The organism is Sphingobacterium sp. UBA865 (genome assembly GCF_002295765.1).
Lineage (GTDB): Bacteria > Bacteroidota > Bacteroidia > Sphingobacteriales > Sphingobacteriaceae > Sphingobacterium > Sphingobacterium multivorum.
The window spans coordinates 1-25,161 of record NZ_DBGB01000032.1 but is presented as its reverse complement, the minus strand read 5'-3'; the positions used below and the strand labels follow the sequence as shown (position 1 = coordinate 25,161).

Annotated in this window: 14 protein-coding genes; 13 read left to right on the top strand and 1 reads right to left on the bottom strand. The window is 43.3% G+C overall.

Features of this window, described 5'->3' with window-relative positions:
• Window positions 1-38 precede the first annotated feature (38 nt).
• The 5 genes from B2O97_RS18090 to B2O97_RS18070 all read left to right on the top strand — a co-directional run bounded on the left by B2O97_RS18090 (window position 39) and on the right by B2O97_RS18070 (window position 9,285).
• On the top strand, window positions 39-3,164 hold the full coding sequence (locus B2O97_RS18090; protein ID WP_286767817.1) for a SusC/RagA family TonB-linked outer membrane protein: 3,126 nt from the start codon (window positions 39-41) through the stop codon (window positions 3,162-3,164).
• Between the two features lie 45 nt (window positions 3,165-3,209).
• Window positions 3,210-4,892 (top strand): RagB/SusD family nutrient uptake outer membrane protein, encoded by a 1,683-nt coding sequence (locus B2O97_RS18085; RefSeq protein ID WP_286752939.1) that lies wholly within the window; start codon window positions 3,210-3,212, stop codon window positions 4,890-4,892.
• 43 nt (window positions 4,893-4,935) lie between these two features.
• Window positions 4,936-6,048 carry a hypothetical protein gene (locus B2O97_RS18080; RefSeq protein ID WP_070567410.1) on the top strand — a complete coding sequence of 371 codons (1,113 nt, stop codon included), beginning with the start codon at window positions 4,936-4,938 and terminating at the stop codon, window positions 6,046-6,048.
• Between the two features lie 60 nt (window positions 6,049-6,108).
• A complete protein-coding gene (locus B2O97_RS18075; protein ID WP_286767812.1) occupies window positions 6,109-7,713 on the top strand; it encodes a glycoside hydrolase family 32 protein in 1,605 nt (534 codons plus the stop codon).
• A gap of 66 nt (window positions 7,714-7,779) precedes the next feature.
• The gene (locus B2O97_RS18070; protein WP_286767811.1) at window positions 7,780-9,285 is read left to right on the top strand and encodes a glycoside hydrolase family 32 protein; all 1,506 of its coding nucleotides are present in this window, start codon (window positions 7,780-7,782) and stop codon (window positions 9,283-9,285) included.
• Window positions 9,286-9,347: 62 nt separating this feature from the next.
• On the opposite strand, the gene B2O97_RS18065 is transcribed toward B2O97_RS18070, so the two are convergent.
• Window positions 9,348-10,496 (bottom strand): alginate lyase family protein, encoded by a 1,149-nt coding sequence (locus tag B2O97_RS18065; protein WP_286767809.1) that lies wholly within the window; start codon window positions 10,494-10,496, stop codon window positions 9,348-9,350.
• Window positions 10,497-10,651: 155 nt separating this feature from the next.
• On the opposite strand from B2O97_RS18065, the gene B2O97_RS18060 reads away from it, so the two are divergent.
• From B2O97_RS18060 to B2O97_RS18025, 8 genes are all read left to right on the top strand, one after another.
• Complete coding sequence (locus B2O97_RS18060; RefSeq protein ID WP_053003692.1) at window positions 10,652-11,251, top strand: RNA polymerase sigma-70 factor; 600 nt, start codon at window positions 10,652-10,654, stop codon at window positions 11,249-11,251.
• A gap of 65 nt (window positions 11,252-11,316) precedes the next feature.
• A complete protein-coding gene (locus tag B2O97_RS18055) occupies window positions 11,317-12,588 on the top strand; it encodes a FecR family protein (protein WP_286767808.1) in 1,272 nt (423 codons plus the stop codon).
• Between the two features lie 249 nt (window positions 12,589-12,837).
• Window positions 12,838-16,374: a SusC/RagA family TonB-linked outer membrane protein gene (locus B2O97_RS18050; RefSeq protein ID WP_286767807.1), complete on the top strand. Its 3,537-nt coding sequence runs from the start codon at window positions 12,838-12,840 to the stop codon at window positions 16,372-16,374.
• Window positions 16,375-16,397: 23 nt separating this feature from the next.
• Entirely contained in the window at window positions 16,398-18,155 is a 1,758-nt protein-coding gene (locus B2O97_RS18045) for a RagB/SusD family nutrient uptake outer membrane protein (protein WP_115049467.1), read from the top strand.
• 28 nt (window positions 18,156-18,183) lie between these two features.
• Window positions 18,184-20,826, top strand: coding sequence for an alpha-L-fucosidase (locus B2O97_RS18040; RefSeq protein ID WP_286767806.1), 2,643 nt, complete (start codon window positions 18,184-18,186; stop codon window positions 20,824-20,826).
• 29 nt (window positions 20,827-20,855) lie between these two features.
• Window positions 20,856-21,821: an SGNH/GDSL hydrolase family protein gene (locus B2O97_RS18035; RefSeq protein ID WP_115047565.1), complete on the top strand. Its 966-nt coding sequence runs from the start codon at window positions 20,856-20,858 to the stop codon at window positions 21,819-21,821.
• 56 nt (window positions 21,822-21,877) lie between these two features.
• Entirely contained in the window at window positions 21,878-23,716 is a 1,839-nt protein-coding gene (locus B2O97_RS18030; protein WP_115047567.1) for an alpha-L-fucosidase, read from the top strand.
• A 109-nt stretch (window positions 23,717-23,825) separates the two neighbouring features.
• Window positions 23,826-25,109: a Gfo/Idh/MocA family protein gene (locus B2O97_RS18025; protein WP_070567396.1), complete on the top strand. Its 1,284-nt coding sequence runs from the start codon at window positions 23,826-23,828 to the stop codon at window positions 25,107-25,109.
• Window positions 25,110-25,161: the final 52 nt, after the last annotated feature.

The window sequence follows — 25,161 nt, the reverse complement described above, 5'->3', positions numbered from 1 at the left end:
ATCAATCTAAATAATTAACCATTTACGCATAACCAATTATGTTTACAAGACAGAAAGCAATGCTGCTCCCGTCTTTGGCACTTTTTTCTGTTGTCGCATTTGCGCAGCAGACTGAAATCCGGGGAAGAATTACGGATAGTGGAACAGCAGCACCTGTAGTGGGGGCATCTTTAGTGGTGAAGGGAACCACAATAGCTACCAAGACAAATGAAAAGGGAGAATTTGTCCTCCAGACATCGGGCAATCAGGGCACATTAGAAATAAGTTATGTCGGCTATGCCACGCAGACAATTGCTGTTGCCGGAAGAAAGTTCCTCGATATTCAGCTTACGAGCACCGAAAAAGGACTGGATGAAGTGGTCGTTACGGGATATCAAACCGAACGGAAGAAGGACTTGACTGGTGCAGTGAGTGTTGTGAATGTTGCTGAGATGATGAAGGCTCCAGAAAATAACCCAATGAAATCCCTGCAAGGAAGGGTAGCCGGTATGACTGTAACTTCGGATGGTAGTCCAAGTGGAGCGGCAACAGTGCGTATGCGCGGAATCAGTTCGATCAATAGTAGTCAGGATCCCTTGTATGTCATTGATGGAACCCCCACACAGGGCGGAATGCACGAACTCAATTCGAATGATATCGAAAGCATTCAGGTTTTAAAGGACGCTTCTTCGGCGAGTATCTATGGCTCGCGTGCAGCCAATGGTGTTATTGTCATCACTACGAAAAAAGGAAAGCTAGGTGCCCCTAAACTTACAGTAGACGCCTACGCCACCAGTACGCATTTTAATAATCGCATGAAAGTGCTCGACGCACAACAATATTGTCGTGCCCTATGGCAGGCAACGATCAACAGCGGTGGCAATCCAAATGGAAACAATATTGGTTATCAGTTTGAATGGAATAACGATGCGAATGGCGTGCCTCAGCTCAATACTGTTTTTGTTTCCAAGTATATTGATCGTGAGCACACTATGTATGCTTCAGATACCGATTGGTTTAAGGAAGTTTCGAAACCAGGACTGCAGCAGTCATACAATGCGACATTGAGCTCCGGAACAGAAAAATCCAGCTCCTTTTTCTCCTTAGGTTATTTGCACAACAATGGCACACTCCGTTACACGGATTTCCAGCGAATATCCGCCCGGATGAATGCTGACTATAAACTGTTTGATGGAAAACTGGTTGTTGGAGAGAATTTTACAGTAAACAACACGGGTGAAGTGCAGGTCCCCGGCGATGTACTTGACCTTTCGTTGAAAGCTTTACCGATTATCCCCGTGCATACGGTAGATGGAATGGGCTGGGGGGGACCAGCATTAGGAATGAACGACCGTCATAATCCCATGCGTATACTTTACGACAATAGAAATAATAAATACAATTATTGGCGTTTGTTTGGGAATGCCTATGCCGATCTACAGCTGATAAAAGATCTGCATGTTCGAACCAGTTATGGCCTGGATTACAGTAATTTTTACAAACGTAACCTGGAAGTATCCTATCGTTCGGGATTTATGAACAGCAGCCGCAGTGGCGTTAATATGGAGCAGTCTCATGGGATGAAGTGGACTTGGTCCAATACAGCGACTTATCGGAAGGCAATCGACAAACATACAATAGATGTGCTTGCTGGTATCGAAATGAACCGTCAGAATGATATTAATTTTAACGCCTATACCGCTGGTGATGGTGCATTTGCCATAGAAACACCAGAGTATATGTGGCCAGGTGTGAGTACGGGTACAGCGGCAGTAGGAGGTGGGTCTACAGGCTTCTCGCTGCTATCCTATTTTGGAAAGGCCAATTATTCCTATGATGACCGTTATCTGGCTTCTTTCACCGTACGCCACGATGGCTCTTCCCGCTTCGGTAAAAATAACCGCTTTGCCACTTTTCCGGCGGTAACGGCAGGCTGGCGGATCTCTTCTGAACGCTTTATGGCAAGTACAAAAAATTATATTTCTGACCTCAAGTTACGTGTGGGATGGGGGCAGACAGGCAACCAGGGTATTGGTAATCTGGCTACCTATGCCCTGTTCGTCCCCGAATATGGTGTTGCTGATCCAACATGGAATATCGTGGACGGTACAGCATACGATCTATCGGGTGCAGGAACGGGAAAGTTACCATCGGGATACCGCAAAATCCAAACGGAAAATAATGATCTGAAATGGGAAACTACCACGCAGACGAATATAGGCTTGGACTTTTCATTGTTTAATCAAAGTCTCTATGGTTCGATTGACTGGTATGTTAAAGCAACCAAAGATATGTTGATCAATCCAGCCTATATCGGTGTGGTCGGAGAGGGCGGTTACCGTTGGGCGAATGGTGCCTCCATGGAAAATAAAGGTTTGGACATATCGGCCGGATATCGTAATAAAACAACCTTTGGATTGGATTATGATGTAATGGCTGTGTTCTCGACCTATAAAAACAAGGTGACACATTTACCCGAAGCAGTAGAAAACTCCTATGGTGGTCGTCAAGGAGACAATATTATCGGCCGGCCGCTAGGGTCATTTTATGGCTATGTCACCGACGGCATTTTTCAGAATCAGGACGAGGTGGATGCGCACGTCAATCAGACCGGTAAAGGGATAGGGCGTTTACGTTATGTCAACGTCTATGATGCGGACAAGCAGATCACCGATATGGACCGTACATGGATTGGTAGTCCTCATCCTGATTTTTCTTATAGTTTGAACATTGTGCTAAAATATAAAAGCTTTGACCTATCTGCGTACTTTCAGGGGGTACAGGGAATAGATGTTGAAAACTGGCTGAAAAAGCAAACGGACTTCTGGAGTGTGGACGATGTCAATTCCAATAAAGGTGTACGTCTGCTCAATGCCTGGACACCACAAAATCCAACGTCAACGATCCCGGCCTTACAAACAACAAATAACAACGACGAGGGCCGTCTGTCAAATTACTTTATCGAGAATGGATCTTATATGAAGCTCCGGAATTTGTCCCTGGGCTACACTTTGCCAACAGCAACCGCCGCACACCTGCGTATGAGTCGATTAAGGGTTTATGTAACTGGTCAGAATCTATTTACCGTTAAATCAAAAAATTTCACCGGTGTGGATCCTGAAAATGTAGGTTGGGGTTATCCAATTCCAACCACCTGGACAGCTGGGGTAAATATTGGATTTTAAAATGGGAGCGAAATAAGGCGATACACTTCTAAATAATTTATACGGATGAAAAAAATAACCACTAAAATAGCGATATTCATGGTTCTTGCTGGACTACTTCCAGGATGCACCAAATTTTTAGATCAAACACCCAATGGTGTACTGAGCTCCGATCAGGTTAAGGAGCCCGAACGATTATTGACAGCTACCTATGCGGCATTGGGTAACGATCATTATGACGTCCCTTTTAGCTTATGGCCCTATGGTACGGTTCGGTCGGACGATGCTTATAAAGGCGGATCGGGACCACAGGATATCCAGACCTTTCATTTCCTGGAGGTCTCCAATAACATTACAACCAATTTTGCAGAGTTGGATAAATTGTGGTTTCAGTTGTACGTGGCGATTTCGCGTGCCAATACCACGATCAAGACCATACAGGAGATGGATAATTTCGATGGGAAGGAAGAAAAGCTGGGTGAAGCACGCTTTCTACGCGGTCATTTTTACTTTATGCTCAAGATCCTTTTCAAATATGTGCCTTATATTGATGAAAATGTCGCGGTAGACAGCTATGAAACCGTATCGAATAGGGCCTTGAGCAACGATGCGCTATGGCAAAAGATTGTGGATGATTTTCAGTATGCTGTAGATCATCTCCCGGCTGTACAAACGGAGGTCGGGCGTGCCAACCGTGTTGCTGCTGCGGCATATCTTGCCAAAACCTATCTCTATAAGGGATACCGTCAGGACAATGCCGAACGTAATGTGGTGACGGGCATCGATGCCGGAGATTTGGAAAAGGTTGTACAAAATACGGATGTTGTACTTTCATCCAATCATACGCTGGAAACCGACTTTGCTTTTAATTTCTTGCCGGGCAAATATGAAAATGGGACCGAAGCCCTGTTTTCAGTTCAGTTTTCAAAAGATGACGGCACAAAATTTGGGCGTGTTAATTTTTCTGATGTGCTATCAGTACCTATGGGCGTAGGCTGTTGTGATTTCAATAAACCGAGTCAAAGCCTTGTCAACGCGTTTCGCACAACGGGTAAAGGTCTACCACTGGATAACTACAATGCGTTGAATAGCTTTAATACCTCAGAAAAGTACGATCCACGGTTATTTCATACGGTTGCAATTCCGGGCTTACCGTACAAGTATAGTAGCAAAAGAACGTATGAAGAAAGCTGGAACCGTAACCCGGCAGAATATTCGGTTTACGCCTCATTGAAAGAGAATGTAGATCCCGATTGCGATTGCTTTGTCCCGATGGTACCTTTCTATGCCAATACAAAAAATCGAATTGTATTGCGCTTTGCCGATGTGCTGTTGATGCGGGCAGAGGCGCTTATCGAGCTGCATCGTTCGGCTGAAGCACTGCCATTGATAAACCAAGTACGTACGCGGGCAAAAAATAGCACTGCACTTACGGGCTATGCAAATGATAAAACCCTGATCGAAACGTACAAAAATGGAGATAATATTGTATGGAACGAAGAAAATGCCCGGAAGGCGTTACGTTGGGAAAGACGATTGGAGCTTGCGATGGAAAACGGAAGGTTCTTTGATCTTGTACGCTGGGGAATTGCAGACCAGGCCATGAATGCCTATTATGATGCGGAAAAGTCACGTCGATCTTATTATTCTTCGGCACATTTTACTGCAGATAGGAACGAATACTTGCCGATTCCTGAAGCACAGATCAGATTAAGTAAATATCTGTACAAACAAAATCCAGGCTATTAAATAAGCATTTATTGTTGAACGATTAGCATAACCAATTATTCCAATGCACACATTAAAAAATACGATAAAAGTAGGGATTACTATCCTGCTTATCTGGCTTATTGCTGCCTGCAAGCGTGATGCCGATAGCACACTCAATTTGAACGCAGATGTAGAGGTACTTTCCTTCAAGGTCGGTAATACCGCTGGAAAAATAGATCCGGCAAAAGGTACCATTCTTGTCATGGTTCCTGAAGGCACAGATCTTTCAGCGGTGGCTCCGACAATTGAATTGCCCAATAATGCCAAGGTTTCTCCAGCTTCAGGTATCGCCCAGAACTTTTCATTTTCTGGAACAACACCAATTACTTACCGCGTGTTTAATGGAAATCTATTCAACACCTATCAAGTAACCGTCAAAGAAATCAAAGCGGAAATAACGGCATTCCATATCGGAGAAAAAGCTGGAATCATCGATCAGAAAAATAAAAGCATTAAAATTTACCTACCCCTGGGGACAGACCTGAAGAACTTATCACCTGCGATAGAATTTACAGCTGGCGCGAGCATAACGCCCAATCAGAGTGGCCCCGTGGATTTAAGTTCTCCGATAAAATACAGCCTTGCGTATATGGGGCAGACGTTCCAGTATACGGTAACAGCGATTTTGGGCACGGAACCCAAACAGATCCTGATGATTTATAATGGCGAAACAAGCGTTCCACATTTCGACGGGTTAGGGGTGAGCGCCGTAGATTCACCTTATCCCAACCCGAAAACTACGGGAATTAATGCAACACCGTTCTGTGCGTCTTTTGTCCGGGATAATAAAACGGGCGAAGGCTGGCATGGTGGTGCGCTGTGGAATGCAAATAAAGTGACTATCAATCCGGCAGAATATGGCCGTTTTTCCATTATGATATTGAAGGATGTAGCGGGAGATGTACAATTGGAGATTCAATCGGATGGTGAACAGCAAAAAGATTGGTTGCGGGCTAATTATGCAAAGGAGCACGTTGGGGAGTGGCAAGAGTTGGTTTTTCAGATTCCTGCTGGAAGAAAGGCTATCATCAACAATATACTTGTGATGCCGCATGAGCATCCTAATGGACAGCCCGTGGCATTTCCTACCCAACGGATGTACTGGGACGAATTGAAAGCATTACCTAAAGAATGATCGAATACAAATAAAACAAGCGATGATAGATTATAAGGGATTAATAGAAAGATTTAAATCATGAGACCAAAAATGTATTTGCTTCCGACAGTATTCTTGCTCAGCTTGTTGACAAGTTGCAAGAATAGCGACGAGCGTTCGACAGTGGTAGATAAGCCCATAACAATACAACCTGTGGACAGTTCTACGGCTTGTATTTCGGGGCAGGAGGCTGGCCCATATCAACGATTCTATAGGCCTCAGCAGGGGTTTGTGGGCGATCCCATGCCTTATTACAATGCCAGCGATAAAAAGTTCTACTTGTTTTATCTCTATGAGAACGCCAACAGGCACCCGATTTATAGCACGCGAACAAGTGACTTTGGAACATTTGAGGGCTATACCGAAGTATTGTCGTCGGGCGCTGTGGGGAGTCAGGATGAATGGATCGGAACAGGAAGTTTTATCAAAAAAGGAACAGTGTATTACTGTTTCTATACAGGTCATAACAGTGTTTTTACTCCAGCAGAAAAGATCATGTTGGCTACCTCCACTGATTTAATGAATTGGACCAAGCAACCAGCTATGGCACTGCAGGCTGCGGTGGGCTATGATCGAAATAATTTTCGGGATCCGCACGTTTATTGGGATGAAGGCCGTAATGCCTACGTGATGCTAGTCACGACGCGAAAAGACGGAAAAGGAATCCTTGCACGTTATCAGTCAACCGATTTAAGCAGTTGGTCGATGATTGAACCGCTCGTTGCGACGACAGGGACAGTGGAAAAATATGGCATCGAAACAGATGCTGAACTATTGGAATGCCCGGATCTATTTAAAATGGGCAATAAGTGGTATCTGTTGTTTTCGCGGATCAACCGGGATGAACATCGCAAGACATTTTATCGTATTGCGGATTCTCCGGATGGTCCCTGGATGATCTGTCGGGATGCCGAAGGACATCATGAAACCTTTGATGGACTTTATCTCTATGCTGGCAAGACGGCTAGCGATGGTACAACACGTTATCTTTCGGGTTGGTGTTCAACGGGACAAACCGTCAATAATAACAACGAACTGCCCTGGGCTGGAAATCTAATTTCCCATCAGTTGGTTCAGGGAACGTCAGGACAGTTGTATCCTAAAATTCCGGAGGCCCTAAACAGCAAATTCAATAAAGAAGTCGCCTTTGAAAAACTGAGCAGCGTTGGTCAAGTTTCTGAGTCGAATAAAACCTATCGTTTGTCAGCTCAATCAGGGGGAAGAAGCTATGCGCTGTTTAACCGAAATACGTCGACCGTAAAAATGACAATGACTATTGATGCTTCGCAATCCAATCAATTTGGTTTTTCATTTGGAGCATGTGATGATCCGACCGAAGTGTATAGCATTGCTTTTGACCTGACTTCATCCAATCGTTGGAATATGCCGGCCCTGCTTATGAATAAGGAGGCTCGAAATGGTGGCGGAAGTAAAACAGCACTCAATTTTACACCACTCACCGTACCGACCAATCGGATTTTTAATCTGAAAATTAGTATTGAAAAGTCTATCTGTGTCGTGTATGTGAATGATCGTGTTGCTTTTACCAACCGGATCTATAAAATGGATCAAAATCCATGGACTATTTTTGTGGATCAGGGAATCGTTACAGTCAATGGGTTGAAAGTTGAAAAATCTTCCTGATAATTTATAAGATATTTGCTTATTGAAGCGAACAATAATCGGATTATAAACGTAAACAAAAGAAAAATGATAAGATTAAAAAAATACGGACTTACGATGTTCTTGCTAAGTATTGTCGGTACAAGTCTGGCCCAGATGGGGCAGCAAAAACAACGGGATCCCCAAGAGAAGTATCGTCCACTTTACCATTTTACCCCACAGCAGGGCTGGATGAACGACCCCAATGGGCTGGTCTATTTGAACGGTAATTATCATCTTTTTTTTCAGCATAATCCCGAAAAACCCGTTTGGGGACCAATGCATTGGGGCCATGCGATCAGTAAAGATTTGATTCATTGGGACGAGCAGAAGATCGCATTGTACCCCGACAGTTTGGGAACTATTTTCTCAGGTAGTGCTGTGATCGATAAAGACAACACCGCAGGTTTTGGAAAAGATGCTATGGTCGCCATTTTTACCCATCACAATCATCAGGAAGAGGATCGGAAAACGGGATTGCATCAAAATCAAAGTTTAGCTTATAGTTTAGATAAGGGTCTTTCCTGGACAAAATATAAAGGCAATCCAGTATTACCAAACCCTGGCATATGGGATTTCAGGGATCCAAAGGTGATGTGGCATGCGCATAGCCAACGTTGGATTATGACCTTAGCTACAAAAGATTGTATTACTTTCTATTCTTCCAAAGATTTGAAAACATGGCAGAAGGAAAGTGAGTTTGGTAAAGAGGTGGGAGCCCATGGAGGTGTCTGGGAATGTCCCGATCTTATTCCCATGGACTACAAAGGAGTTACAAAGTGGGTCTTGTTGGTCAGTATCAATCCAGGTGGGCCCAACGGTGGTTCCGTAACACAATATTTTGTGGGTGACTTTGATGGACATCAGTTCCACACAGAAGATACCAAAATAAAGTGGCTGGATTGGGGACCCGATAATTATGCCGGTGTAACTTGGAGTAACCTGGGGGATAGGCACCTGATGATTGGCTGGATGAGCAACTGGCAATATGCCAATGTGGTTCCTACCACAAAATGGCGCTCCTCCTCAACCATACCACGTGTTTTATCGTTGGATAAAATTGGACAGTCGTTCTACGTTGCAAGTACTGCGCCCAAAGAAATTGAAACTGCATTTCGACCGCTTAAAAAGTACCATGGCGGCGGAACGAAGGAAGTTTCGTTCGAGCAACATCTCCCGCAAGCGTACCGTTTGGACCTCAAAGATTTAAAGCAACAGTCTTTCAAAGTGATCTTATCAAATGACTCTGGTGACGAATTGGTTATTGGTTATCGTGAAGATCAAAATGCATATTACATCGACCGCTCTAAGTCCGGGGAAGTTTCGTTTAACGAGGAATTCCCAAAGATAGCTTCAGCACAACGCCTGCTGAATAACGGAAAACTCTCTTTCAGCTTGTATGTTGATGTGAGCTCTGTGGAGCTTTTTGCAGATGGGGGACTAACGGTAATGACCAGTTTATTTTTTCCGAACAGACCGATAACCAAGGTGCGTATCGTGGGGAATAAAAAGCTGGAGTTTCAAGAGCTCGGTATTGCTGGATTTAAGAAATAGAACCCCAATTTACACGATTAAAGCGATCCTCGTTTTCACGAAGGATCGCTTTATGGTTTATACTATTCTATATTATTGGCCTGATTCAAGTATACCGGCATTAATGTCGGGAAAGTCCAGGCAAAATGATTCTTTTTGTAGATAATTGGACGGTAAATCGAGAGATACGAATCATATTCAGCCGTCTGATAAATATCCTTCATGGCTTCAAGTAGGTTGGAAGGCCAGACGCCTACCGTCATGTTGTGAATGTCTACGTCAGGATTTTTAAACCAGGGCCATGCTGTAGGATGTTGATTGTAATAATATAAGTAATCTAGGGCCTTTTTGATCGATTTCCCATCCTTCGTGGCTGCAAACAGGTTCTCGCCCGTCACCTGACGTATACACCACATGGAGGCTGTTAATGGGGCCAACGAGAAATAGGTGTACCATAAACCTTTTTCTCCTCGTTTTACTTCCTCAATGAGGTGACCATCCGCTGCGATTTTTTCAAAAAGATCGCCTTTAATCAATGATATGGTGAAGGCGAGCTCTTTTGGGTCATCAAGAAAATTGGCCGAAAGCAAATTTGCAAACCTTGCCCAATCAGCAATATTATTTGGCCTTTCACGTAAGAAATGTGTCGCTTTTTGATAGACGCTGATCGTCCAGCTTTTAAAGTGATTAAGATCGTTTTCTGCCCAGAGCGGATCGTTTTTGAGCAGCTCTGCTGCAATCATTAATCCGGCACCAGCATAAGAAAGTACAACTGGTCCGTCAAACTGGGAATATTTTTTATTGATGGTGGCCCAAGCATTCATGAAGTAAAGGGCTTTTTGGGCATATTTCTGCTCCCCATTCAACGTATAGGCGAGGGCCGTACAATAAGCGGCAAAAGCGTCTGCATGGAGTTTTTTTGCCATGGCACGTTGGCCTTCTTTATCGCTATAAAAGCCAGGGACACTAAAATCTTCGACAGCATGATGATTGGTCAATAAAAGAGAATCGGCCAGCCTAATCAATTGCTTGTACGCCGTATATACCGGTTCGGACTTTTTGCTGATCTGTGATTTTACAAACTTAATCTGTGCATTCGGGTGCATAAGAGATTGGGCATGGCAGGGAGAAGAAGCCGTAAAAAAATAGATCAGAATCAAGGTTGACCCTATTTTAATACATTGAGCTGTCGAACGGCTGAGCTTCCGAAAATAATATCTAAAATTTTGCATGTTTTAAATGGATACGTTTATCAATTGATTGCGCAGCTATGGGGGGATTAGCTCCTGCAAATTAAAAAAAAAATACAATAAGTTTACTGGGCTTCAGAAATTTGATTTGAATTATTGCAGCGAAGTAATTAACTTCATGCCTAGAATAATCAATTATGGACATCGATCAAAATCTGCCTGAGAAGGAACTCTTGTGCCAACTTCACTATGGAGATATCCAGGCCTTTGATATTTTGTACCATCGCTATAGCCAGATTATTTACGCCAATATTCTTAGGTTTTTGAAAGATGAAACTATCGCTGAAGATTTACTTCAGGATGTTTTTCTACGTATTTGGGAAAATAGAACAAAAATAAATCCTGAACAATCTTTCGCCGCATTTCTGTTTACCTGTTCACGTAATATTACGTTTAATTTCAAACGAAGGTTGAAATTGGAAATGGAATCCGAGATCCAGCTCGCCTATGGGGTAGTGGAATCCGAGAATACCATTGATAAAGTGCTGGATTCAAAGGAAGCCTTGGTCCTGGTCGAGGAATTACTGAGCAAATTGCCCAAACAACGCCAAAAAATATTTAGGCTGTCCAAGCTGGAGGGTAAAAGTTATCAAGAGATCGCCGAAGAAATGGGGATTTCCATTGCGACAGTTCGCGACCATATTGTCAAAGCAAATAAGTTTATCCGAAGTGGCGCATTGCAGGATAGTGGATTTTCATCATTGTTATTGGCATTGCTTCTCTATTCGGCTAAATAAAAAAATTTTTTTCTAGAGCAGACCTTTATTTCATGCTGTGTGTATTTACTTTAAAATACAGCTCAGTGGAGACCAATAAATCTAAAATAGACCAATTACTTCAAAAATATCAAGAAGGGAACTGTTCGCTTGAGGAGATCGAATGGCTACAGCATGCGCTTTCTACTACTGACACCAGTGAGCAGGATGCGATCGATCAGGCTTTAGTAACTAGTTTACTACGGCCTTTGTCTGTTGGTAAAATGGAGGAATCGAGATTGAAAATAATACTCGAAACCATCAAAAAACAAATCCAGCAAGGAAAAGAAGATAACGATAACTTATTGGAAAAAGGAGGGGAAGATCGTATGCCGATCCAGAAGAAAACCATTATCTCCATACGATGGCCCTATTGGGCTGCAGCGGCCTGTCTATTGCTCTTTGTTTTTTCAGTAATATTTTGGCAACAGCAGACGAGTCATACCCTGGTGGACAGGAATCTCGCTGGACTGGAACATACAAAGGATGATGCTGTACAGCCTGGCGGAAACAGTGCCACTCTTCGCTTGGCAGATGGTACACTTTTGGAACTCGATAAACAGGCTTCGGGGATTGTCATGGGGGAAAATATCACCTACGAAAATGGGCAATCTATCGCCGATGCCTTAAGTAAACAAGGCCAGCAAATGGATCCAAGCAAGGCGATGTTGGAGTTGACCACACCGCTGGGGGGGATGTATCAAATTACTTTACCTGATGGAACAAAAGTATGGCTTAATGCGGCCTCTTCGCTAAAATATCCGATGGCCTTTGCCAAAAATGAACGAAAAGTTATCCTGTTGGGAGAGGCCTTTTTCGAGGTGACCAAAGATAGCTCGAGACCTTTCAAAATACACAGTAAAGGGCAGGAAATTGAGGTGCTTGGGACAACATTCAATGTGAATGCTTATCCGGAAAGTACGGCTATTAAGACAACTTTAATCACAGGGAAGGTCAAATTATCAAACGATAATCGCGCTTCACAGGCAATATACCTTCAACCCGGTCAGCAATCGACTAATACTAATAATGGAAATATACAAGTTGCAAATGTAGATACAGCGCCGTTCACTGCCTGGAAAGATGGCTTGTTTTATTTTGACGAAACACCGGTGTCGGATGCATTGCAGCAGATTGGTCGCTGGTATAATGTAGAAGTGAGGTACAAGGGCGAAGCGCCACAAACGCATTTCTATGGTCGTATCAAACGAAACAAGTCACTCCGTGACGTACTCGATGTATTGGAAGAAGGTGGGTTGCATTTTGAGTTGAGTAAAGGTCAGGAAAAAAATATCTTATTGGTGACACCATTGCAATAAAACCTTAAATATTGATGAAAAAAGAAATGACTATAGACTCTTCTTGAGCTGGAGAAAGGTATAAGCAACACAAAAAGGGCAGTGCTGGGGGGCACTGCCTTAAATTGGATGCATATACTTACAAGTGTTGCCCAAAGGCAAATTTTTGATAACCATTTATAAATAACATACAAACCGTACAAACATATGATTTTTTATCCATTTGTTAGGCTACACCCGTGGAGTTTAACTTTACGAAGTATACTGATTATGAAATTAATCGTACTCATTTCTTTACTGACTGCAATGCAGCTGTTTGCAGAAGGAAATGCGCAAACCATAAACTTAACCGCTAAGCACGTCACCTTAAATCAGGTGATGCGCGATCTCCAAAAGCAGAGTGGCGTCAATTTTTTCTTAAATGGCAAGTCGCTGGCACAGACTCGCTTGTCAGTCAATATACAGCATGCCAAATTGGAAGATGCATTAAATGCTATCGTAGCACCTCTGGATCTGGAGTGGATCAAAAAAGATGAGGTGATCGTGATAAAACCCAAAAGAAATCCATTAATTCCCGAACACAAAAAAGTCCTGCAGCGGGGTATTGCCGGTAAAGTCGTTAATGGCAAAGGACAGGCCCTGGTAGGAACGACCGTTACCGTGAAAGGAACCAATATCTCCACGGTGACAGATCAAGATGGGAAATTTACCATCCAGTTACCAACTACCAATGCAACCTTGGTAGTTTCAAACGTCGGTTACCAAGGTCTAGAAAAGAGTGTCACCGGCAATGAAGAATTGAGTATTGTGCTTCAAGAGCTTGTCAGTGGTCTAGACGAGGTGGTTGTTGTCGGGTACGGAAGTCAGAAACGCGCAAATGTGATTGGTGCTGTATCGACCGTGAACGGAAGTTCGGTGGAAAACAGATCAACGGCTACACTTAGCTCTTCTCTGGCCGGACTCGCGGCGGGGGTTAACGTACAGACCACAACCGGAAAACCGGGGGCAGATGGCGCTAATATCCTGATCCGAGGAAAGGGAACTTTAAACAATACCTCACCCTTGGTGGTGATCGATGGTATTGTCGGATCCATGGATGCTGTCAATCCCAATGATGTAGAATCGATTTCCATTTTGAAAGATGCGGCAACAGCGGCAATTTATGGATCATTGGGTTCAAATGGAGTTATTTTAATTACGACAAAAAAAGGATCAAAGGGAAAAAATAATGTATCCTATTCGGGAATGGTTTCGATGCTACGGCCCAATAATGTACCCGAATTTATTACCGACTACGCGCAGCATATGCGCCTTGTGAATGAAGGGTTCAAGAATCTGGGGCAGGCGGCCGTATATACGGATGCAACAATCAATCTCTGGGAAGAAGCGAAGAAAAATCCGAATGGATTGACCGAATTTGGGATTCCCAATGAAGTTGCGTATCCCAATACCAATTGGGGAGATGTGCTTTTTGGACAACGCAAACTCTTACAAAATCACAATCTATCCTTAAATGGTGGGAGTGAGAACACGCAATACCTCTTTTCAGTAGGTTATTTCAACAACCCGGGGACCATGCCCGAAACTGGAGCCGACAAGATACGCATGCGTATTAATCTACAATCGAAAGTTGCCAAGTTTTTAACGGTGGGTACCCAGACCTTTGGCGATATGCAGAATTTGAGTGTGGCCGATGTAGTAACTGCATATTCTTACCTGACACAGACTGTGCCCGGAGTTTATCCTTATTACAATGGCGCTTATGGTTTTCCGGCTGCCGCCGAAGAATCGGCAACCGCAAACAATGCCCTAGCTTTTCTAAATGGAATGGGAGGGAAGAACCAGGTCAACCGATTCAACACCACAATATTTGCAAAGTTAAATTTAATGAAGGGGTTGGAGTTTGAATCTAAGGTAAATTACAATTATGCGTATACCGAAACCAACTCCCATCAGGTGCCTTATGAAAAATGGAATTTTGCAACCAACAAATTGAGTACAGCTGCGCTTTCGTCGGGACAAATTACAACCCAATATGGCCTTACCAAGAGCTACAATGTGATTATTGATAATGTATTACGTTATTCAGGATCTTTTGGTAAACACGACGTTGGCGGTATCTTGGGCTATAACGAACAGTATTTTAACCAATATAATATAGGGGCGGCTAAACTGGGACTTGTACACCCCGACTTGACGACATTTAATTCGGCAACAACAATGAGTTCTATCACAGGTGATGAGCTCGACTACGGTTTACGTTCCTTTTTTGGTCGCGCCAATTATGCTTACGATAATAAATACCTGGCCGAAGCGGTGTTACGGTACGATGGATCATCACGCTTTGGAACCGCCAAGCGCTGGGGCTTCTTTCCGGCCTTCTCCGCAGGATGGCGTATTTCGGAGGAATCGTTTATGCGTCCACTTAAGTCTTTTCTGAATGATTTGCGGATAAGGGCCTCCTGGGGGAAAACCGGAAATAATGCATCCCCGGGTAATTATGATCATCTGCCCTCGTACGGTACTGTAAACTATTCATTCAATAACCAGGCTGTTCGTGGTTTGGCGCAGACTAAACTAGGAAATGACCTGTTGCATTGGGAAACCACCACTACGACAAATGTAGGCTTTACAGCGACAGCATGGAGAAATAAATTGACCGTCGAATTTGATGCCTATCGCGCTTACACGGATGGAATACTATACGTCCCGACTATTCCGGCGACCACAGGTACCGCTACAGCAGCGACGATGAACATTGCCGAAGTGAGCAAACGAGGGATTGAATTGACGCTGGGATACCAAGATAAAATCAACGATTTTAAATATGGCGTATCAGCCAACTTCGCCTATAATACCAATCGTGTCGAAAAATATAAAGGAGCATTGTCGGAGGGGTATGTCACTGATGCCGCCGGTAATCGGGTTTACCAGTCCAATATCGGTATGGTTTCTAATGGAGTAAACCAACGGATTCTGGAAGGCCACGAAATCAATGAATTCTATTTATACAACGTATACCGTGGCTCAGGAAGCCACTTCTTAGCGGATGGCTCCGTTGATAAAAATGGTGGACCTCGCGACGGAATGATCCGGACAGAACAGGATATGGAATGGTTGAAGGCTATGGTCGCTGCAGGCTATTCATTTCAGCCCGCCGACGGGATAGATCCTACCAAGATCTGGTATGGCGACTTGATTTATTCGGATATGAACGGTGACGGTGTTTATGGAAATGTCTATGACCAAAAGTTTATGCGCAAAAGGGCAACACCAGCATTCAATTATGGTCTTAGTATCAACATGGCCTATAAAGGATTTGATGCGTCCATGATCTGGTCCGCTTCTTCAGGTATGTCGTATTATTGGAATGAACTTTATCTCAATTCCTCTATCGTCGCACAGGGGAAATCAGTCCCAGCATTGGTCGCTAACAACCATTATTATTATAATGCCGCGAATCCTTCGGATCCCAACAATCGGATAGATGGCTATTATCCACGCTTAAAAGGGGTGACCGATGCACAGAATGGACGTACCAGCGATTATTACTTATATAATGCGTCTTTTGTGAAGCTGAGAAATCTTCAGTTAGGCTACACCCTTCCTGAAAGCATAGCAAAACGTTTCTCAATCGCTAAACTTCGGATTTATTTAGCTGGTGAAAACCTGTTGACATGGACCAAGTTCCCTGGACTGGATCCGGAAATTGGACCTGCGAGCAATGATCCTTCGCTGATCAACTCGTCTGTCGTCAACTACCCAACGATGCGTCAATATTCATTGGGTTTGAATCTAACCTTTTAATCTAAATGAACACTATGAAAAAGATGAAAAAATTTCTAGCGATTGTATTGCTAACAGGTATAGTAGGGTGCAAAAAAGATCTTTTGGATACCTCTCCATATTCATCGGTTTCCACGGCAACGATGTGGACAACCGACAATTTAACAGATTTGGGCGTTGCGGGAATCTATAGTTCGTTTAGGCTCCTGATGGGGCATAGTGGACTGATCTCACCCTATGAACTGTATCAGTTTGATCGGTTTTCCTATACGGGGCAGGCACGTTTTGATGAACCCTTATTGACGGGAACCATTACCGCGGGAGACCCCTTATTTTTGAACGTTTGGAAAATTCAATATGAAGGTATTCAGCGTGCAAACGACGCCTTAAAGAATATTCCCATAAAATCGCCTTCTACAGCAGAAAAGAAAGCAAAATATATTGCGGAAGCTAAATTTCTGCGCGCTTATTTTTACTTTCGACTTAACCAACTCTACAAAGGAGTACCCATTTATCTCGAGCCCTTTACAGCGGCGGAGGCCATTAAAGGACGTAGTTCGGAAGAGGAGGTTTGGAATCAAATATTGGCTGACCTGAACGATTGTATTGCTGAAAGCAATTTCCCCGATCGTTATCCCGCGGGTAATGCAAATTATGGACATGCAACTAAAGCGGCAGCCTATGCCTTACGGGGTAAAGTTTATCTTTATCGAAAGGATTGGACAAAAGCAGCGGCTGATTTTCAAAAAGTAAAAGATGCTGGCCACACCCTGTTCGGCGATTATAAAGCTTTGTTTAAGGAGGCCAATGAGCAGTGTCCTGAGATGATTTTTTCCATTCAGCATCGCAGTGAACAGGGATATGGGAATAATATGCAGCTATTTTGCGGTTGGCCCTCGGTCTATTCGCGAGGCTGGAATTACTATATGCCTTCACCACACTTGGTTGATCTATACGAAAATAACGATGGCTCTAAGTTTGAATGGGATAAAATTATTCCAGGATACAGCAGTTTAACCGAAAATGAAAGGGAGGTCTTTTTTCTACGTAACAACTTGACAGATGCGGAGAAGGCAGCTGCGGTATTAAGAGGTGCAAAAATGAGCCTTTATCTGCCCCAAGGCAATGAGGAGCGCATCAAAAAGGCCTATGAAAATCGTGATCCCCGTTTGCAGGCCAATGTCGTGACGCCTTATTCGACTTTTAGGGGTGCCTATAATTTTACGAATGTTGAAAGTCTTCAATTTATGCGCTGGCCATTTCGTGGGCAGGCACAGGTAGACGGCGATATTCAGAGTGATACGCAGATCAATTTCTTCTATTTCTATCGAAAATTTGTTGCTGAAGGAGTCAATGAGCTTGTGGATCGTAATTATGGACCTATCGATTTTCCGATTTTTCGCTATGCTGATGTTTTATTGATGTGGGCCGAGGCCTTGAATGAAGATGGTAAACTGAATGAAGCTATAGCAAAAGTTAACGAAGTTCGCCAGCGTGCGGGGCTGGCACTTTTAAATTCCAATGCTGTAACGGCTGTTGGCGGAAAAGATGATTTACGTACACGTATTCGCAACGAACGCCGTGTGGAGTTTCCGAATGAGGGGATCAATTACTTTGACGAATTGCGTTGGGGGACCTGGAAAGAGACGGTGTTTCAAGCAGGCAATGGACGTAAGCAGGTCTGGGGGACAAATGTTGGGAATTATAGCTACAAAGGCGATTTCTTGACCGTATGGCCTATTCCGACCTCAGAAATACAGATGAACGTGAACCTTGTGCAAAACCCGGGTTGGATCGATTAGTTTTTGTGGGTATAAAATGAACCTAAACATGATTTTTTTTAGATATAGCTTATACTTTATTTATTTTTTGACCTTTTTTTATCCTTTTCTCCTACGTGCGGATACAAGCGATATCGTAAAAAAGGGATTTGATTTGGCCGAACGACAGTATGCATTGCTGTATCAAGATCATAAAGATCTGAGTAAGTATCCACGATCGGCAGATCATAATGGAAAAACAACGTTTACTGATATCCGGGATTGGACTGGTGGCTTTTGGCCGGGCTGTCTTTGGTATGTTTTTGAGTATACAGGCGATGATCAATGGCGGGACGCTGCATTAAAATGGACGAATTCATTACGTCAAAATCAATTTAATACGCATCACCACGATATTGGTTTCGTAATGAACTGCAGTTATGGCAATGCCTATCGGTTGACGGGTGACACCACCTTCAAATCGATCTTGATCCAGAGTGCCAAATCTTTATTGACACGTTTCAATCCAAAGGTTGGAGCGATCAAGTCTTGGAATACATTTTCTTCTTGGGACGGTAAGCATAAATATGAATTCCCTGTCATTATCGACAATATGATGAATTTGGAACTTCTTTTTTTGGCTTCCAAATTATCTGGCGATTCTGTTTATCGGAATGCCGCTATTCGACATGCAGAAACGACGTTGAAAAATCAATACCGACCGGATTACAGTTCTTACCATGTGGTTACCTATGATCCCAATACGGGTGCTGTATTGAGCAGGGAGACTGCTCAGGGCTTTTCGGACAATTCCGCCTGGGCGAGAGGGCAAGCTTGGGGATTGTATGGATTTGTTGTGTTGTACCGTGAAACGAAGGATCCTAAGTTTTTACAGGCTGCTCTAAAAATGGCAGACTTTTATGCACGGCACCCGCGCTTGCCTGATGATGGAGTTCCCTTGTGGGACTTTGATGTCGATAAAGCGGGGTTTATTCCAAACTGGGACTATCGAAAAGAAGATTTTGGCACTACCCCGCGGGATGCATCCGCTGCTGCTGTCACTGCATCGGCACTTTTGGAATTGGTTGAATATATGGAGCCGGGACAACAGCAGGATTATTTGGATCTGGCTGAAAAGATTTTGCGATCATTGGGCTCGCCAAAGTACGCTAGTGAAGTTGGAGGAAATGGTCTGTTTATCTTAAAACATAGTGTAGGTAGTATTCCACATAAAGGAGAGATTGATGTGCCTTTGGTGTATGCAGACTATTATTATTTAGAAGCCTTGACGCGATGGAACAAGCGAAGACATCGACTTGCACAGCTAATGAAGGAATGGCAGGAGATGAATAAACAGAAAGCACGGGCACTCCAAGACTTTCAGCAACAAAAGTTTGGTCTATTTATCCATTGGGGACTGTATGCGATCCCAGCAGGTATATGGAACGGTCAGAGAATAGAAGATTTAGGGAGTCCTAGTGTCGCCGAATGGATTCAATTGGTCGCAAAAATTCCACGGTCAACCTATGCCAAATTAGCAAACCAATTTTCGCCTCAATCTTTTGATGCCGATAACATTGTTAAAATGGCCAAGGATGCCGGGATGAAATATCTTGTTGTGACAAGTAAACATCACGATGGATTTGCGCTATATGGTTCAAAGGTCAGTTCATTCAATAGCATACAGGCTACGCCCTTTAAACGCGATATCATTCAGGAACTTTATGATGCCTGTCTTCGGCATAAACTCGATTTTGGTGTCTATTATTCACAGAATATCGATTGGAGGGATGGTAGCGACGCGCAATATAAGGTAACGAAGGCACAGCATGATCTTGCCCATACCAAAACCGATGCTTTTGGTGCCAATCTTTGGGATCCCAGTAAAAATTCCTTTGCTTCGTATCTCAACGAAAAAGCAATTCCTCAGGTAAAGGAAATTTTGACGCGGTTCAAACAGCTGAAATATATCTGGTTTGATATGCCGGGACTGATGACTGGAGAACAAAGCTTTCGGTTCTATAAAACCGTTTATGATTGCAATCCACATGTTATTGTCTCCGAACGGATTGGCAATGGCATGGGCGATTATGCCATTCCAGGAGATAATCGGATTCCAGATCCTTCGGAACATTTTAACCAACCTTGGGAAGCCATCGGGACATTCAATCATTCCTGGGGCTATAAATCCTACGATCATGATTGGAAAAATGTAGACGAATTGCGCTATTGGCTTTTGGAAATTGTCAGTAAAGGTGGTAACTATATGCTCAATATTGGACCCGATGCGCAGGGGAATGTCCCTGTGCCGGTAAAGAAAAATCTTGCTATATTAGGGAAATGGTTGCGACTCAATGGTGAAGCGATTTATGGGACATCCCCATGGACCACTGCACATGAGGGGCCTACAGCAATTCGGATAACGGATACCGAACAACGGGAGAGAGAAGGATTTAAGGCATCTTTTACCGCTTCGGATTTTTGGTTTACCCAAAAGAATGATTTTGTATATGCGATGGCTCTTGTAGTACCTAAGGGTGGAATCGTCAATGTAAAGTCCCTGAACCAAAATAAGGCTAAAGTGAAATCAGTGGAAATCTTAGGGTTTGGTCAGATCGATTTCCAGCAGGATAACCATGGATTGCAATTGAAATTACCCAAGAAGATAGAAAACAACAGCTTGGGCTATGCGCTAAAAATAAAACTAGGCTAATTCGAATATTGACTGTATCAATTATAACGATGTTGAATCAATTATTAACTACAAAAAAAATACGTGTTTTGTCGCTGCTCTTCTGCTTAAGTTTATGGTATGTACAAGCTGTTGGGCAAAAACAGGTTAATCAGTTTGCCTGGAACGAAGCACAGAAAATTCTTTTTCTGGGAAATAGCATTACCTATGCCGGTCAATATGTCGCCATGACCGAAAGTTTGTTCCTGAGCAGTCATCCGAAAAAGAAACCCCAGTTTATTAACTCGGGGCTACCAAGTGAGACCGTATCTGGACTTAGTGAGCCGAATCATGCCGATGGAAAGTTTCCGCGACCTTGTCTATTTGACCGTTTGGATAATGTACTCGATAAAATCAATCCTAAGGTTGTCTTCGTATGTTATGGCATGAATGACGGTATTTACCTACCATTTGATTCGGCCCGTTTTGAAGCCTATAAAAACGGAATTATACACCTGCAAAAACGACTTGCAGATCAAGGTGTCAAACGTATCATATGGATGACTCCACCGGTGCATGATGATCCGCAGCTTCGGCTCAATGGGTATAATAAAGTATTGGATCGTTATGCCGAATGGTTGATCGATTATGGCCGAAAACAATCATGGGAAATCATTGACCTCCATTTCCCCATGCGGCGATATTTGGAGACTGGCATCAAGAAAGATCCTCAGTTTAGGCTAGCGACAGATGGTGTTCATCCTGGCGAGTTGGGCCATTGGCTCATGGCAAGGGAAATTGTTAAACACCTGATGCCTAATTTCCCGATTGAAAGCACATGGGATGACAATTTGCTTGATAAACCAAAACTTCGCCAGTTATATGCCCTTGTTTTGAAAAGACAGACGATCATGAAAGACACATGGTTGACTTTTACAGGCCATAAACGACCCGGACTATCAAAAGGAATTCCATTGGAGGATGCGCGAAAGACTTATGATACCATGCAGGAGGAAATAAACAACTTGGGTTTCTGATGACCCCTGTTTAATGATTATAATCCATGAACTTTTATGTATAAAACTATATTACGATGAAAATCAATTTTTTAAAGTGGAAGTGTGCAGCAGCAGTGGGAATGTTGCTATGCATGACCGATGTTGCTAATTCACAGACCAAATCATTACCTTATGAAGGCGTAACTGGCTGGCAGGAGACACAAGATAAACGCATGGAATGGTTTAAAGAAGCTCGTTTTGGGTTATTTATCCATTGGGGATTGTATAGTGCAGCGGGAGGTTCTTTTGAAGGGAAAAAATACCCACAGCATTATGCTGAATGGATACAGACTTGGGGAAAAATTCCCAGTAAGCAGTATGCTGAAGTGCTGAAACCAAAATTTACATTGCGTTCTTTCGACCCAAAATCCTGGGCTCACCTTGCAAAAAAAACGGGAATGAAGTATATGGTGCTGACCTCTCGACACCACGAAGGCTTTAGCTTATTCAATAGTCAACAGCCTTACGCGGTTAAAAACGATGTAACAGGTACGGCAAATTTATCGCCAAAAGGGAGAGATCTTTACCGCGAAATTATGGAAGCTTTCCGCCAAGAGGGAATGAAAGTAGGTGCCTATTATTCGCTGCTGGATTGGCAGCATCCCGATTCCTATGAGGCTTTTCAGTTAAACCCGAATGTAGATAATCATCAACCTGATCATGAACGGTATAAAGCCTATCTCTATGGCCAAATTAAGGAACTTGCCCAAAATTACGGGCGATTGGATATGCTGTGGCCCGATTTCAGTAGCAAACAGCACGAAGGTGAAGCCTGGGGAACCAAACATATTTTAACAGACCTGATCAAATGGCAACCCAACATTATTATCAATAATCGATTTTGGAATGGACTCGAAAATAAAAACGGTGATATTGGAACGCCTGAAAAATATATTCCACCAACAGGCTTGCCTGGTATGTATTGGGAGGTAAGCCATACCATGAATGAAAGTTATGGTTATAGCGCCCATGATCAAAATTGGAAAAGCTTCCCCAAGATCATGCAATTATTTGTGGAAACAGTAAGTAAGGGCGGCAATTTCCTGTTAAATGTCGGACCCGATGGTGATGGCGGCATTCCCGAACCTGCGGTGCGTATTATGGAGCAGATCGGGGACTGGATGAAGATCAATAGCGAAGCTATTTACGGGACTACGGCGAGCCCTTTCCAAGCGTTGGATTGGGGTTATTGTACGCAAAAAAATGGGAAACTCTATCTGCATGTTTTTGACCGTCCAGCCGATGGGAAAATAAATCTGCCAATCAAAAATAAAGTGACGGCTGTCTATGCCCTGGCTTCACCGAAAATGAAGTTAAAATCTACGCTGGAAAATGGTAGACCAGCAATTCCTGTTGATGTCTTCGACAGCAATAAAGGGCCTAAGGTTATCGTGGTGGAGATCCAGGGAAAACCAATTGTTGAGGAAAGCCTAACACAAACACAGGCGGATGGTCGCATCGTGATGAACGCAAATAATGCAAAACTGCAGGAAGGAAAGGGACTGAAAATTATTGGCGCACATACCCATGATCCAAATCGCCCGAATGCCATAGGTCAATGGAAGGATCTTGCCGATCAAGTAATTTGGGATATTAAAATTCAGAAACCGGGTAAATACCGAGTACTCCTCAATTATCTACCTAATCCTAAACATCAGGGCAAAATTTTGCTAACCGCTCTTGGACAAAAGATTCCTTTCGCCTTTATAAATGAAAATGGAACTGCATTTAAGGAAGCGGTCATGGGAACAATAGAAGTATCACAGCAAGTGATCGGAGAGCCAAGTACAAAAGTGCTGCTGCAGGCTACGGCAATTGATGGCGATGCATTACCTGAGATTGCGTCAATTACACTGGTTCCGGTTCAAGAATAAACTATTTTTGAGAAAGCCTAGACAAATCATCCATACATAAACAATTTTGCCGCCGAGGACCGAATAAGTGTCTATAAAGACGAGCAGAAAAATAAACTAACAGTAAAAAATGAAAAGAAGAGATTTTATAGCCAAGGGGATTGTATCCTCTTTGGCTTTCACAATTGTCCCGCGCGTTGTGTTAGGCGGAAATGGATTTCTTGCACCAAGTGATCGTATCAATCTTGGATTTATCGGTGTCGGAAAACAATCCTATACTTTGATGAACGGTCTCAATCGCTGCAAGGAAATCGCAAGTCTGGCGGCCTGCGATGTGGACCGTAAGAAGTTGGCCGCATTTATTGCTGCGACAGGGAAAAAGCAAACGGAATTGTCAAAAGCACAGACTGAGATCAAGGCCTATCACCATTATCGCGAACTATTGGATCGGAAAGATATTGATGCTGTTGTTATTGCAACACCAGATCACTGGCATGCACAGGTTGCTGTTGATGCAGCTAAGGCCGGCAAAGATATTTATTGTGAGAAACCCCTGGCGCTTACCATTGCCGAGGGGAGAGCAATGGTCGATGCAACCCGCAAATATAAACGTGTCTTTCAGACAGGTAGCATGCAGCGTTCTTCCTATAATTTTAGACAAGCCGCAGAACTGGTGCTCAATGGCTATATCGGCAAAATAAAAGAAATTAATGTGTCTGTGGGCGAACCGGTCAAACAATGCGACCTACCAGCTATGCCAGCACCGGATTATTTGGATTGGGATATGTGGGTAGGACCTTCACCTTACCGCGGTTATAACCCGATTTTAAGCCCACCGCTTGAGGATGATAAATGGGCTTGGTGGCGTGGTTACCGTGATTTCGGCGGTGGTTATATTACCGATTGGGGAGCACATATGTTTGATATTGTGCAATGGGCGTTGGGCATGGACGAATCTGGCCCGGTGCAATTCAATCCACCTAAAGCAGCAAATAGCAATAGCGGGCTTTCCTTTAACTATGCCAATGGAGTTCGGGTAAACCATGTGCAATGGGGCGTACATAACGCGATTCAATTTATTGGTGAAAAAGGTAAGATTGAAGTAAGCCGCGAATTTATCCGTTCGAATCCCGAGAATTTGGCCAATCTTAAATTGAGCTCCACAGATCGTCGCCTGTATTACAGTGATAATCACTATCAGGACTGGGTAGACGCGATCAAAAAAAGAAGTAAGCCGATCTGTGATGTTGAAATAGGCCATCGAACGAGCTCTGTTTGCAATGCCATCAACATTGCCTATGAACTTCAAAAGGATTTAAAATGGAATCCACAAAAGGAACAGTTCGACAATGATTATGCTAACCTCATGCGTAGCCGCCCTTATCGCGGAGAATGGGATTTTAGAAAGTTCTAATCAAGAAAATGGTCGACTAATGATAAAAACGAGGCTGTCTCAAAAAGGCAGT